Below are 13,845 nucleotides of genomic sequence, written 5' to 3'. Positions count from 1 at the left end.
CGTGGAGCGTGGTGAGAAGATCGGGCTGGGGCTGGCCGTTGCGGGACACGTCCTGCTGTTCGGCGTGCTCTCGGTCGGCTTTCTCGCCACGCCCAATCCGGTCAAGCTGAAGCAGAACCCGGTCGAGGTCAGCCTCGTCAAGGACGTCGCGTTGGAGGCGGCCGCGCCGCAGCAGACCGAGGCGCCGTCGCAGGCGGTCGCGCCCGATGTCGGCGAGCCCGAGGAAGCGCCGCCGCCCGCCGAAGCCCCGCCGCAGCCCGTGCCCGCGCCGGTCCCCGAACCCGCGCCGCAGCCCGAGCCCAAGCCGGTCGCGAAGCCCGCGCCGCCCAAGCCGGCTCCGCCGAAACCCGCGCCCAAGCCAGCGCCCGCGCCGAAGCCGGTCCCCAAGCCGCAGCCCAAGCCCAAGCCGGCTCCGCCCGCGGCGGAAAAGGTCGCGGCCAAGCCCGCGCCCAAGAAGCAGGAGAGCGCCGCGGCGTCGAGCAAGTCGTCGGCCGCGCCCGCCGCCTCGAAGGGCAAGGGCAAGACCGAAACCGCCAAGGGCGAGCGCCCTCGCGGCAGTCGGCTGGGGAGCGACTTCCTCAAGGGGCTGACCGCCGAGAAGAGCGACGCCAAGCCCAATGACGCGCCGCCGTCCGCCGCGCGCGTCGACGGCAAGGCGCTGGCGGCGATCCAGCAGGCGATCGCGCGGCAGATCCAGCCATGCGCCGACCGGCAGGTGGATCCCGGCCCCGGCGCGAACCAGATCGTCACCACGCTCAACCTGCGGCTCAATCGCGACGGTACGCTGTCGGCGACGCCGACCGTGGTGCGACAGAACGGCGTCGACGACGACAACCGCCGCTACGCCCGGCGCGTCGTCGATCTGGGGATTGCGGCATTCAAGGGCTGTTCGCCGTTGAGACTGCCGGCAGAATATTATTCCACCGCCAATGGGGGGTGGAGCAACATCAACTATAATTGGAAACTGCGGTGATGCGACTCCGGCTGCTCCTCCTCGCCACGCTTGTCTCCACCCCTGCGCTCGCGCAGCAGGTGCCGCCGCCCGTGACACCGCCCGGCGCAGGTGCGGCACCGGCCGGCCAGACCCCGCCGCCGCTGGAGGTCGACGTCACCGGCGGCATTTCCGCGCCGATGCCGATCGCGATCCCGCCGATGCCGACGCAGGCGGTGGTGCAGACCGCGGCCGGCTCGACCGACCAGCTCGGACGGCAACTGGCGGAGATCGTGAGCAACGACCTGCGCAACTCCGGGCTGTTCACCCCGCTCGCCCCCGGCCGGACGCGGGCGATCGGCTTCCCGGAAGTGACCGCGCCGGCGTTCGATTACTGGGCGGGCTCGGGGGCGCAGGCGCTGGTGCAGGGTTATATCCGTGCCAATGGCGACGGGACGCTGACGGTCGGCTGCTACCTGTACGACGTGTCGGCGCAGACGCAGCTGACGCGACAGGGGTTCGTGGTGCCGCCGTCCGACTGGCGGCGCGCGGGGCATAAATGCGCCGACATGGTCTACACCCGGCTGACCGGCGAGGGCGCCTATTTCGACAGCCGCGTCGTCTATGTCAGCGAAACCGGGCCGAAAGCCAACCGCATCAAGCGGCTGGCGATCATGGACCAGGACGGCGCGAACAGCCGCTTCCTGACCACCGGCTCGTCGATCGTGCTGACCCCGCGCTTCGCGCCCAACCAGCAGTCGATCGTGTACATGAGCTATGTCGGCAAGACCCCGGCGATCTACGTCTACGATCTCGGTTCGGGGCGGCAGCGGCTGGTGGTGCAGAACGTCGCGACCACCTTCGCGCCGCGCTTCTCGCCCGATGGCCGCTACATCCTGTTCTCGATGGCGCAGGCCGGGAACACCGACCTGTATCGCGTCCCGGCGTCGGGCGGCACACCGCAGCGGCTGACCACCTCGCCGGGGATCGATACCGGCGGCAGCTATTCGCCCGATGGCTCGAAGATCGTGTTCGAGAGCGATCGGTCGGGTGGGCAGCAGCTGTACGTGATGAACGCCGATGGATCGAGCCAGCAGCGGATCAGCTTTGGCGGCGGGCGCTACGCCACGCCGGTGTGGAGCCCGCGCGGCGACCTGGTCGCCTTCACCAAGATCCAGGGCGCGTTCCGGATCGGCGTCATGAGCCCGAGCGGGCAGGGCGAGAAGCTGCTCACCAACAGCTGGCAGGACGAAGGTCCCTCTTGGAGCCCGAACGGTCGTGTGCTGATGTTCTTCCGCCAGGGGCGCGGCAACGCCGGCAAGGCCGATCTGTGGTCGGTCGACCTGACCGGGGTCAACGAACGCCGCGTGCCTACCCCGCTCGACGGATCGGACCCCGCCTGGGGGCCGCTTCGTCCGTAAGTTTCACGAACGACCATAGAGGAGACACCCGATGGCCCGTCTGACCACCACCCTGTTGATGGCGACCGCGCTGGTCGCGACCGCCGCCTGTTCCAAGAAGCGCCCCGAGGTGCTGCCGCCCGCGCCGGGCGCCGCGCCGACGCAGGGCACGCCGACCGGTCCGGTCGACCCCACCGGCGGCGTCACGCCTGGGTCGGCAGCCGATTTCAAGCGCTCGACGCAGGGCGACACCGTGCTGTTCGGGCTCGATCAGTACGACATCGACGCGACGGCGCGCGGGATCCTCGATTCGCAGGCCGAGTGGTTGCAGCGCTACAACAACGTGACGATCACGATCGAAGGCCATGCCGACGAGCGCGGGACGCGTGAGTACAATCTCGCGCTGGGCGATCGTCGCGCGAATGCGGCGAAGAACTATCTTGCCGCGCGGGGGATCGCGCCGTCGCGGATCAGCGTGATCAGCTATGGCAAGGAACGCCCGGTCGCACTGGGCTCGGACGAGCAGAGCTGGGCGCAAAACCGCCGCGCGGTGACGGTGGTCGTCGGGGGGTAAATACCGGGGTTCGAGAAAGGCCATAGGCGCCTTCGCGTGTGAGGACGCGCCTCTCCCTCTCCCCCTTGGGGAGAGGGTCGGGGTGAGGGGCCGGAGCCTCGCAGAGAGGTTTGTCTCGGTGAGACACCGGCCCCTCACCCAACCCTCTCCCCAGAGGGGAGAGGGCTATCTTGCATCGCTACGCCGGTGTGATCGGCGGGTTCTCCATCTCGGCCTTGATCTCGGCGATCAGGTCCTTGCGGCTGAGCTTGCCGATCATCGTCTTGGGCATCGTCGCGCGCACCACCACGCGATCGACGCGCTCGTGCTTGCCGAGTTGCGGGTTGAGCCATGCGGCCAGCGCCGCGCCGTCCGCCTCCATCCCCTCGTTGAGCGTGACATAGGCGCGCGGCACCTCGCCGCGGTACGGATCGGGCAGGCCGATCACCAGCGCCTCGCGCACCGCCGCGTGATGGTAGAGGATCGCCTCGATCTGGCTGGGGAAGACCTTGAACCCGCCGACCGAGATCATGTCCTTCAGCCGGTCGACGATCGCGATGAAGCCGTCCTCGTCGATCGTCCCGACATCGCCGGTGCGCAGCCATTTGCGCCCCTCCGCATCGACCGCGAAGGTCGTCTCGTCGGCATCGGGGCGGTTCCAATAACCGGCCATGATCTGCGGCCCAAGCGCGACGATCTCGCCGGGTTGGCCTTCGGGCGCGGGCCGCGCCGCGTCTTCCTTGTCGACCAGCCGCAGTCGCGTCGCCGGGAGCGGCTGTCCGATCGTCCCGGCCTTCTGCCCGCCCTCATAGGGGTTGGTGGTCAGCACGCCGGTGCTTTCCGACAGGCCATAGCCCTCGATCAGCGTCGAGTGGGTCGCCGCCTCCCAGCGTGTCTTCAGCTCGGCATTGAGCGGCGCACCGCCGGAAATGCACACGCGCAGCGAGGTGAAGTCGGTCGCCGCCAGCCTGGGATGGTCGAGCAGCGCCTGGTACATGGTCGGGACGCCGGGGAGCGAGGTCGGCTTGGTGCGGGTGATCGTCGCCAGCGCCTGCCCGGCATCGAAGCGCGGCAGCAGCACCATTTCGCCGCCGGTGACGATCGTGCGGTTCATCACGCAGGTGTTGGCGAAGACGTGGAACAGCGGCAGCACGCCGAGGATGCGGTCGCACGCCTCCGGGTGCGGATCGAGCTGCGCGACCTGCCGCGCGTTGGCGCTGACGTTGGCGTGGGTGAGCATCGCGCCCTTTGGCACGCCGGTGGTGCCGCCGGTGTACTGGATCAGCGCAACGTCGCGTTTCGGGTCGATCGCGGGCGGCGGGAGTGAGCCATCGTTGGCGATCAGTTTCGAAAAGGCGATCACGCGCGGATCGTCGGGGCGCTGCGTGGTTTCGGCGCGCTTGAACAGGCGATAGGCGATCGACTTGGCGGGCGGCAGAACGCCCGCGACCGATCCGACCACCAGCCGTTCGAGTCCGCTCTTCTCCAGTACCTTCAGCGCGGTCGGCAGCAGCGCGCTGGCCGAGATGGTGAACAGCACGCGCGTCCCCGAATCCTCGACCTGATGACACAATTCCTCGACCGAATAGAGCGGCGAAAAATTGACCACCGTCGCGCCGAGCCGCAGCGCGCCGTGATAGGCGGCGAGATAATGCGGGACGTTGGGGAGGAACAGGCCGACGCGGTCCCCCTTGCCATAGCCGAGCGCCGCGAGACCGGTGGCGACGCGGCGCACGCCGTCGGCAAGCTCGGCATAGCTATAATGGCGGCCGAGAAAGTCGATCGCGGGCCGGTCGGCATGGCGCGCCGCGGCGGCGTCGAACAACGCCGGCATCGACAGCGGCGGGTAATTGGAATCCCACGACACGGGATGGCGATAGGCGGTGCGCCAGGCATGCTCTCCAGTCATTGACACGACTGTAAGCAACAAACCGTGGCGCGCAAGCGGTCAGCGCTGCAGGAGCGTCCCGATCACGGCCGCGGCCTGTCCAACCCCGGCGATCGCCAGCGCGACCGGCGGCGTCCAGTCGGCATCGACCTGCGCGATAAGCCGGTCGTCGACCGTGATCGAAAGCGTCCCGATCATCGGAGTGCGGTCGCCCGCGCAGATCAGCATTAACGCACCCAGTGCGACGACCGCGGCGCGGCGGCGACGAAAGTCAGGCGGTTGCGGCATGATGATGTCCCTCCCAAGACTGCGGCGACCATAGCACGGTCCGAGAGGGAGCGACAGCTAACGCGCTATGCCGCTTCCGCCCAGCGGAGCCGGTCGCGGCCGGCGCGTTTGGCGGCGAACAGCGCATCGTCGGCGCGGCGATAGAGCGATTTCCAGTCCCCCTCGTCGGCGATCACGCCGCATTCGCTGCCCAGCGACGCAGTGACCGCCAGATCGAACGGCATCGTCGCGGCGCGGATCTGTGTCAGGATCGTCTCCGGCATCGTCGTCGCCGAAGCGGGGGCGAGCACCGCAAATTCCTCGCCGCCGATCCGCGCGAGCAACGCGTCGGCAGGCACCGAGTGGCGCAACGCATCGGCGAAGACGCGCAGCACCTGATCGCCCCCATCATGGCCGAGCGTTTCGTTGACGCGCTTGAAATGATCGATGTCGACCAGCACCAGGACGTGCGGGTCAGGGCGTCCGATCGCCTCGCGCAGGAAGCTGCGGCGGTTCATCAGGCCGGTCAGCGGATCGCTGTCGGCGAGCAGCCGCGCCAGCACCTCCTGCTCGCGCGCCTGATCGCAATCCTCGGTCAGTTGCTTGATCCGCCAAGCGATCGCCAGCGCACTGAAGCTCGCCTCCAGTACCATCGCGATGAGCGTCGAATTGTCGATCCAGAAGCTCCACTCGATCAATCCCAATGCCTGGAGCACGCGCGCGGTGGCGGTGAGCAGCGGTACGCCCCAGGCGATGGCGAAGGCGCGGGAATAGCGATCCTCGGCGTGCCAGCCCCGCCACAACAGCGGCAGGGTGAGCAGCAATGTCGCGAGGAACGTGAAGGTCATCGCCCGGTCGAGCACACGGGCGTAGAGCGGCATCAGCACCGTATAGGCCAGCGCCGCGGCGAGCAGCGTGCCGGTGGCGATGTCGATCGCCGGGCGCAACCAGCCGCGCGTCACGTGCGGCGCGAAGAATCGACGCGCGAACATCATCGCGCTCGACAAGGTCGTGGCGAGCAGCAGCATGTTGAGCCGCAAGCGCAGATTGTTGTCGAGCCCGGTGAGTTGCCCGAGCAGCCCCGAACTGCTGGCGGCATAGCCGATCAGCGACAGAACCATCACGCAATAGGGCACGTGGAAGCGTTGCCGCAGTGCTGCACCCAGCGCGATGTTGAAGATCAGCAGCGCGACCGCCAGCCCGACGAAGCCGGCGTAGAAGGCGGTCATCTGCAAGGTATAGCGCTGCGAGACGTCGGGGGAGATCAGCTGCGGTTGCAGCACCAGTCCGCGCAGATTCGCCGCACCGCGCACGTGCCAGAGGATCTGGATCGGGCGCGCCGCGGCGGGCGGGATCGGGGTTTCGAACGACGCGCCGAGCTGCAGGTGCCGCCACGCGCTCGCGCTGTCGAACCCGATCGAGCGGATCGTGCCGTCGGCGTAGAGGATGTGGAGCGTGGCGCTGTCCTGCCACAGGCTGCCGGAGCGGATCGCGACGCCGGGCTCGAGCGGCGGCAGCGGTTGGGAACGGACCCAATAGTCGCCGGAAGGCGCGCTGCGCTGCGACCCGGTACAGTCGAACCCGCCGCCAGCGCCGAACGGCAGCGCGGCACGATCGCCGCTCGACGCCATCCGGAAGCAGGTGCGCAGCGGCATCTCGGTGCTCGCCGACGCCGCCGATGGAAGCGCAAGCGACAGGAGGAGGGCGGTCCACGCCGCCATGATCCGCAAGATGTTCCCCCCCGACATGCGGCAAGGCTAAAAAAAAGTAGGTAACAGAAGGTTAACGTGAAGGGTGAACAGGTAAAAATCTTTCGCGGATGAGCCGGGCGCGGGAAACCGGAACCGCGGAGAAAACGGCGTGGACACCGTCACATCGGGGCGACGGTCGGGTGTGAAGCAGCGAACGGAAAAGTTAACGGGCCGGTGCCATGACAGCCCCGGCCCGTCGATGGGCTCAGCCAGCAGCTGCCGGCGCCGCCTTGCCCTTCTTGCCCGACTTCTTCGGCGCGGCGGGCTCGATCGCAAAGGTCAACGCATTGTCCTTGAGGTTGACGGTGACCTCGCCGCCATGGACCAATTTGCCGAAGAGCAGCTCCTCGGCGAGCGGCTGCTTGATCTTCTCCTGGATCAGCCGGCCCATCGGGCGTGCGCCGTAGAGCTTGTCATAACCCTTCTCGGTCAGCCACGCCTTCGCCTCATCGCTCAGCTTGATATGCACGTCGCGGTCGGCGAGCTGCAATTCGAGCTGGAGGATGAATTTGTCGACGACGCGCGCCACCACCTCGGTCGGCAGATAGCCGAACGGGACGATCGCATCGAGCCGGTTGCGGAACTCCGGCGTGAACATCTTCTGCACCGCCTGCTCGTCCTCGCCCTCGCGGGTGAGATTGCCGAAGCCGACCGTCTCGCGCGCCATGTCCGACGCGCCCGCGTTGGTCGTCATGATGAGGATGACGTTGCGAAAGTCGACGGTCTTGCCGTGCTGGTCGGTCAGGCGGCCGTTGTCCATCACCTGCAACAGGATGTTGAACAGGTCCGGATGCGCCTTCTCGATCTCGTCGAGCAACAGCACGCAATGCGGGTTCTGGTCGACCGCATCGGTGAGGAGCCCGCCCTGATCGAAGCCGACATAGCCCGGGGGCGCACCGATCAGTCGGCTGACCGAATGCCGCTCCATATATTCGCTCATGTCGAACCGCTGAAGCGGGATGCCGAGGATCGTCGACAGTTGCTTGGCGACCTCGGTCTTGCCGACGCCGGTCGGGCCGGTGAACAGATAATTACCGATCGGCTTCTCGGGCTCGCGCAGACCCGCGCGCGCCAGCTTGATCGCCGACGACAGTTTCTCGATCGCGACGTTCTGCCCGAAGACGACACGCTTCAGATCGGTTTCGAGCGTCTCGAGCTGTTTCTTGTCGTCGGTCGACACGCTCTTCGGCGGAATGCGCGCCATCGTCGCGATCACCGCCTCGATCTCCTTGGCGGTGATCGTCTTCTTGCGCTTGTTCGGCGCCACCAGCATCTGCATCGCACCGACCTCGTCGATCACGTCGATCGCCTTGTCGGGCAGCTTGCGGTCGTTGATGTAGCGCGCCGACAGCTCGACCGCCGACTTGATCGCCTCGGGCGTATACTTGACCGAGTGGTGCTCCTCGAAGGCGGAGCGCAGGCCAGCGAGGATCTTGATCGTATCCTCGATCGTCGGCTCGTTGACGTCGATCTTCTGGAAGCGCCGCAGCAGCGCGCGGTCCTTCTCGAAGTGGTTGCGGAACTCCTTGTAGGTGGTCGAGCCGATGCAGCGGATCGTGCCGCCCGACAGCGCCGGCTTGAGCAGGTTCGACGCATCCATCGCGCCGCCGCTGGTCGCGCCGGCACCGATCACGGTGTGAATCTCATCGATGAACAGCACCGCGTCGGGCAGCTTCTCCAGCTCGTTGACGACCGCCTTGAGCCGCTCCTCGAAATCGCCGCGGTAACGCGTGCCGGCGAGCAAGGCGCCCATGTCGAGCGAATAGATCACCGCCGGCTTGAGCACGTCGGGCACGTCGCCCTCGACGATCTTGCGCGCCAGACCCTCCGCGATCGCGGTCTTGCCGACGCCGGGATCACCGACATAGAGCGGGTTGTTCTTCGAGCGGCGGCACAGGATCTGCACGGTGCGGTCGACCTCGGCCGAACGCCCGATCAGCGGATCGACCTTGCCGATCTTGGCCTTTTCGTTGAGGTCGACCGTGAACTGCTTGAGCGCGCTTTCGCCCTTCTTGCCCGGTGCCTCGGCCTTTTCCTTCTTCTCTTCCTCGGGCGCACCCTTGGCGCTGGTCGCCTCGGGGGTCGCCGCGCCCTTGCCGACGCCGTGGCTGATATAGCTCACCGCATCCAGCCGGCTCATGTCCTGCTGCTGGAGGAAATAGACCGCATAGCTCTCGCGCTCGGAGAACAAGGCGACCAGCACGTTGGCGCCGGTCACTTCGTCGCGGCCCGACGACTGGACGTGGAGGATCGCGCGCTGCACGACGCGCTGGAACCCGCTGGTGGGGGAGGGATCGGTCGCGGCATCGACCTTGAGCGCGCCCAGCTCGGTATCGAGATAGTGCGCGACGGTGGTCTTCAACTCGCCCAGATCGACGCCGCACGCGGACATCACCTGTCCGGCATGTTCGTCGTCGATCAGCGCGAGCAACAGATGTTCGAGCGTCGCATATTCGTGGCGGCGCGACGACGCGGCCTCGAGTGCCTTGTGCAGCGTGGTCTCGAGGGCGCTGGCAAATGACGGCATCAGGTTACTCCTTGCAGGCCGCGTGAAGCCACGCGACCCCTTGCCACGAATGTCGTGACGAACAGGCCCCGCATCAAGCGGTTCCGATCGTCATCCTCCCAACCGCGCATCCGGCACCCTGTCGTCCGCCCGATACGCCGACGTTATCTTTTGAATATCGCGTCGGCACTTGCACGATGGTTAACAGCGCCTTCGATCTTTTTGCGCGTGCGGGTGATCTCGCCCTCCAGCGCCTTGACCCGCGCCTCCAGCTCCGCGACCGACAGCCGATCGAGATCCTCGCGCAGCAGCGCGGTCAGCGGATCGTCGGGGCGTGCGCCAAGGATGTCGTCGAGGTCCACGGGCAGCATCGTTGACGCTGGGGAACGCGGAGTCAATATGATCGCCGACCGCAAAGCAGGGCTCCCCGACACGATGACCGACGTCCCCGATACGATGCTGGCGATCGACCCGACTGAGGCCGGCGGCCCCGAGGTGCTGGTGCCTGTGGTACGCACCGTCCCGGTACCGCGCGACGGCGAGGTGCTGGTGCGAGTCGCCGCCGCGGGCGTGAACCGCCCTGATGTGATGCAGCGGCAAGGATTATATCCGCCCCCGCCCGGCGCGCCCTCGACGCTGGGCCTTGAAATCGCGGGCGAAGTGGCGGCGCTCGGCGAGGGGGTCGATCCCGACATGCTGGGGCAGCGCGTCTGTGCGCTGATCGCGGGTGGCGGCTATGCCGAATATGCGGTCGCCCCTGCCGCGCAATGCCTGCCCGTCCCCGACGCGCTGACGCTGGAAGAGGCGGCGGCGCTGCCCGAGACGTTGTTCACGGTCTGGACGAACCTGTTCGAGCGCGCCTTTGCGGTCGAGGGCGACACGGTGCTGGTCCATGGCGGAACCAGCGGGATCGGAACGATGGCGATCACGCTGGGCAATCTGTTCGGGCTGGAGGTGATCGTCACCGTCGGCTCGCCGGAGAAGAAGGCCGCGGCGCTGCGGCTCGGGGCGGATCATGCGATCGACTATAAGGCGGAGGATTTCGTCGCGCGGGTCAAGGAGATCACCGGCGGGCGCGGCTGCGCGGCGGTGCTCGACATGGTCGGGGGCGATTACGTGCCGCGCAACCTGCAATGCCTGGCCGAGGATGGCCGCCACGTCTCGATCGCGGTGCAGCGCGGCGCATCGGCGACGGTGCCGCTGTTCGAGATCATGAAGCGCCGGCTGACGCTGACCGGCTCGACGCTGCGCGCGCGCGACGCGGGGTTCAAGGCGCTGGTGACCGAGGAAATCGCGCGAACGGTGTGGCCGTTCGCGGCGGCGGGCAAGCTGAAGCCGGTGATGGACCGCAGCTTTCCGTTCGCGCAGGCGGCGGCGGCGCACCGGCGGATGGAAGAAGGGAGCCATGTGGGGAAGATCGTGCTGACGATGGGGTGAGCGGGAGGTTCTTCGCGCCGGCTCCCCTCGTCATGCCCGCGAACCCCTCGTCATTCCCGCGCAGGCGGGACTTCTGCGAGTGTCATCCGTCATGCCGGACTTGTTCCGGCATCCACCGTTCCGCGAACCGTTAAGCCGTTGATTCCGAGGAACAGTGGACCCCGGAACAAGTCCGGGGTGACGCAACATTGAGGACACCTTCCGGACGTGCGCAGAGGTTTCGCGACGGCGGGGATCAAGAACCTTTGAGGATTCGCCTCCATCGACGGACCTGCGCGTCTGGATCCCCGCCTGCGCGGGGATGACGACGGGAGCAACGACGTGTGTCAGCGCCGCTCGTAGGCTTTGGGCAACGCACCCTCCGTGGGAGTCAAATACCGGTCGCGCAGCTCGGTCTGGCGCGAGCGCATCGGTTGCGCGACGCCGTCGATCCATGTCGCGACCGGCACCGACGACAATTCCAGCGGATCGCCGTCCCAGATCACCACGTCCGCGCGCCGCCCGGCACGCAGCGAGCCGATCTCGCCGCCCATGCCGATCGCCTCGGCCGGACCGCTGGTGATCGACGCGAACGCCTGCCCCCAATCGAGCCCGGTCGCGCCGGGGATGCGCGCGATCGCGACGAGGTTGCCCGCGAACTGCCGCAGCACATGGTCGCCGCCCGACGCGCCGGTCGAGGCTAGCGCGACCGGCACTCCGGCGGCGCGCAGCCGGCCGACGTTCGACTCGGTCGCGGCCAGATTCTCGAACTGCGCGGGCAGGTCGGCGAGCGCCGCCGCGATCACCGGCACCTTCGCCGCCGCGATCTCGCGTGCGACGAGCCAGCCTTCGGTCACGCCGACCAGCACCAGCTTGAGCTTCGGATAGTCGCGCGGCAACGCCAGCACGTTGCGGATGTCCGCCGCACGCTCGACATGCACCAGCAGCGGCACCTGCCCATCGAGCACGCGCAGCAGCGCCTCGGCATCGGCGCGCGTCACCAGCGCGTCGCGCGAGCGGCCATCGAACGCGGCGGGGTTGCGGCGGAAGTCCTGTGCTTGCGCAAAGGCGTCGCGCAGCAACGCGAAGGCCGCCGGGCGACTGCCCCCCGCCAGCTTGCCGCCGCCTTCGCCCAGCTCGACGAACTGGAAGGCACGCGGGCGCGTCACCGCATCCGGATCGGCGCCAAGATCGATGACCGCGCCCTGCCCGGCGAAGATCGAGCTTTCAGCGCTCGGCGTCACGATCGCGCGGGTCACCCCGAACAGCCGCTCGTTGGCAACCTTTACCGCCGCCGGATTGACACCCAGCGACACGTCGATGGCGGCCTTGAACGGCGAATTGCGCGCGCCGGCGTCGTTGCTTTCCTGCACGCCATCGGCATCGACCAGCGACAGGTCGGTCAGTGCCGAGACGACGCCCGCCGACACCCATTTGCCCGCCGCGTCGATCACCTGCGCGCCCGAGGGCACCGCGACGCCGCGCCCGGCCGCGACGATTCGCCCGCTGGCGATCACCACCGTGCCGCCCTCGATCGGTGCGGAGCCGTCGCCGATCGCGACCGTGCCGCCGGTGATCGCCACCGTCTGTGCCATCGCAGGCGTCGCCAGCATCGTGGCGAGGAGAAGGAGCGCGCGCTTCACTTGACGTCTCCCGAGCCGGGCTGGCCGAGTTCGAAGTCGCTCACCGGGCGACGTTTCGGATCATTGGCATCGTAGAGCAACGCGCCGTCGACCCAGACCTTTTCGGGGCGCGTGTAGACGCTGAACGGATTGCCGTTCCACAGCACCACGTCCGCCATCTTGCCCGGCTTCAGGCTGCCGGTCTGCGCGTCGATGCCGAGCGCCTTGGCGGGGCCAAGCGACAGCCACTTCCATGCCGCGGCGTCGCTGATCTGGATGCCCGAGTGGCGCGCCGACGACAGCACCTTGGCGACTTCCTGATTGAGCCGCTGGATGCCGTTCTCGTCGTCGGAATGGATCATCGCGCAGGCGCCGGCATTTTCGAGGATCGCGAGATTTTCACCGATCCCGTCGTAGCTTTCCATTTTGAAGCCGTACCAGTCGGCCCACACCGCTGCGCAGGTGCCGCTCGCCTTGAGCAAATCGGCGATCTTGTACGCCTCAACTGCGTGGTGGAAGGCCGTGACGTGGTAACCGAACTCCTTGGCCATATCGAGGACGATCGCCATCTCGTCGGCGCGGTAGCAATGGTTCTGGACCATGATCTCGCCCGACAGCACGCCACGCAGCGTGTCCATCCCGATGTCGCGATCGGGAGCATCCCCGCCCTCGGCCTCGTATTTGTCCCATTTGCGCTTGTAGGCGACCGCCTTCGCCCAGGTCTGGCGATCGACTGCGACATTGCCCATCCGGGTCGAGGGCTCGCGGTTCTTGCTGCCGTAGACTCGCTTCGGGTTCTCGCCGCACGCCATCTTCAGGCCGTACGGCGCGCCCGGGAACTTCATCGCCTGCATCGTGCGCGCATAGACGTTCTTGAGCACCACGCTGCGTCCGCCCATCAGATTGGCCGATCCGGGCAGGATCTGCAGCGTCGTGACCCCGCCGTTCGCCAGCGCGCGGCCGAAGCCGGGGTCCTGCGGCCAGACACTGTGTTCGGCCCAGACATCCGCAGTGATCGGCGCGGTCGCCTCGTTGCCGTCCGAGTGCGCCTGTACCGACGGCGTCGGGTAATCGCCGAGGTGGCTGTGGATGTCGACGATCCCGGGGGTGACGTACTTGCCCTGCCCGTCGATCACCGTCGCGCCGGCGGGGGCGTCGAGCGTCTGACCGACGGCGACCACTTTGCCGCCCGCGAACAATAGTGAACCGCCGTCGATGCGGTTGCCTTCACCATCGAACACCGTGACGTTGCGTAAGAGCGTCGGGGCACCGGGATAGGCGCGATAGGTCGAAGGGTAAGGATCACGCGCGTAACGTACCGGCGGGGCTTTCTTCGTGGCCGTCGCGGGCTTTTCGGACGTGGTCGTGTCACAGGCCGACAACGGCAACGCCAGCAACGCGGCCGATAGCAGAGCGCGTCGTGCGCGGTTCGAATTCATCGCGAAGCCCCTTTTTATTCATTTATGATTGTCCCGATCATGGACGCGGTCTTGCGCTGCGGTCAAGCGACA

11 protein-coding genes are annotated in these 13,845 nt (G+C 67.6%); 4 read left to right on the top strand and 7 right to left on the bottom strand.

The features are described 5' to 3' along the window. Position 1 precedes the first annotated feature (1 nt). The 3 genes from PGN12_01065 to pal are packed head-to-tail and all read left to right on the top strand — an operon-like array spanning position 2 to position 2,905. Complete coding sequence (locus tag PGN12_01065) at positions 2-973, top strand: cell envelope biogenesis protein TolA (protein ID MEH3102482.1); 972 nt, start codon at positions 2-4, stop codon at positions 971-973. Beyond that, complete coding sequence (gene tolB, locus PGN12_01060; GenBank protein ID MEH3102481.1) at positions 973-2,352, top strand: Tol-Pal system beta propeller repeat protein TolB; 1,380 nt, start codon at positions 973-975, stop codon at positions 2,350-2,352. Before PGN12_01065 ends, tolB begins: the two co-directional genes overlap by 1 nt. A 31-nt stretch (positions 2,353-2,383) precedes the next feature. Next, complete coding sequence (gene pal / locus PGN12_01055; GenBank protein ID MEH3102480.1) at positions 2,384-2,905, top strand: peptidoglycan-associated lipoprotein Pal; 522 nt, start codon at positions 2,384-2,386, stop codon at positions 2,903-2,905. 178 nt (positions 2,906-3,083) lie between these two features. On the opposite strand, the gene PGN12_01050 is transcribed toward pal, so the two are convergent. From PGN12_01050 to PGN12_01030, 5 genes are all read right to left on the bottom strand, one after another. Then, positions 3,084-4,793, bottom strand: a complete 1,710-nt coding sequence (locus tag PGN12_01050; protein MEH3102479.1) for an AMP-binding protein — start codon at positions 4,791-4,793, stop codon at positions 3,084-3,086. Positions 4,794-4,832: 39 nt separating this feature from the next. Then, on the bottom strand, positions 4,833-5,060 hold the full coding sequence (locus PGN12_01045) for a hypothetical protein (GenBank protein MEH3102478.1): 228 nt from the start codon (positions 5,058-5,060) through the stop codon (positions 4,833-4,835). A gap of 65 nt (positions 5,061-5,125) precedes the next feature. Then, positions 5,126-6,787, bottom strand: a complete 1,662-nt coding sequence (locus PGN12_01040) for a GGDEF domain-containing protein (GenBank protein MEH3102477.1) — start codon at positions 6,785-6,787, stop codon at positions 5,126-5,128. A gap of 208 nt (positions 6,788-6,995) precedes the next feature. Continuing rightward, positions 6,996-9,317 carry an ATP-dependent Clp protease ATP-binding subunit ClpA gene (gene clpA, locus PGN12_01035; protein ID MEH3102476.1) on the bottom strand — a complete coding sequence of 774 codons (2,322 nt, stop codon included), beginning with the start codon at positions 9,315-9,317 and terminating at the stop codon, positions 6,996-6,998. A 143-nt stretch (positions 9,318-9,460) separates the two neighbouring features. Continuing rightward, positions 9,461-9,658: a DUF1192 domain-containing protein gene (locus PGN12_01030; GenBank protein MEH3102475.1), complete on the bottom strand. Its 198-nt coding sequence runs from the start codon at positions 9,656-9,658 to the stop codon at positions 9,461-9,463. Between the two features lie 73 nt (positions 9,659-9,731). Here PGN12_01030 and PGN12_01025 point away from each other — a divergent pair, with 73 nt between their 5' ends. Further along, positions 9,732-10,733 carry an NAD(P)H-quinone oxidoreductase gene (locus tag PGN12_01025; GenBank protein MEH3102474.1) on the top strand — a complete coding sequence of 334 codons (1,002 nt, stop codon included), beginning with the start codon at positions 9,732-9,734 and terminating at the stop codon, positions 10,731-10,733. A gap of 326 nt (positions 10,734-11,059) precedes the next feature. Here PGN12_01025 and PGN12_01020 read toward each other — a convergent pair whose 3' ends face one another. Both PGN12_01020 and PGN12_01015 read right to left on the bottom strand, forming a co-directional pair. Continuing rightward, the gene (locus PGN12_01020; GenBank protein MEH3102473.1) at positions 11,060-12,355 is read right to left on the bottom strand and encodes an amidohydrolase family protein; all 1,296 of its coding nucleotides are present in this window, start codon (positions 12,353-12,355) and stop codon (positions 11,060-11,062) included. Continuing rightward, the gene (locus tag PGN12_01015; protein MEH3102472.1) at positions 12,352-13,773 is read right to left on the bottom strand and encodes an amidohydrolase; all 1,422 of its coding nucleotides are present in this window, start codon (positions 13,771-13,773) and stop codon (positions 12,352-12,354) included. The genes PGN12_01020 and PGN12_01015 overlap by 4 nt, the downstream gene beginning before the upstream one ends. Positions 13,774-13,845: the final 72 nt, after the last annotated feature.

This window comes from Sphingomonas phyllosphaerae (genome assembly GCA_036946405.1).
GTDB lineage: Bacteria > Pseudomonadota > Alphaproteobacteria > Sphingomonadales > Sphingomonadaceae > Sphingomonas > Sphingomonas phyllosphaerae_D.
The sequence above is the reverse complement of the archived record's forward strand: the minus strand, read 5'-3'. Positions and strand labels throughout refer to the sequence as shown.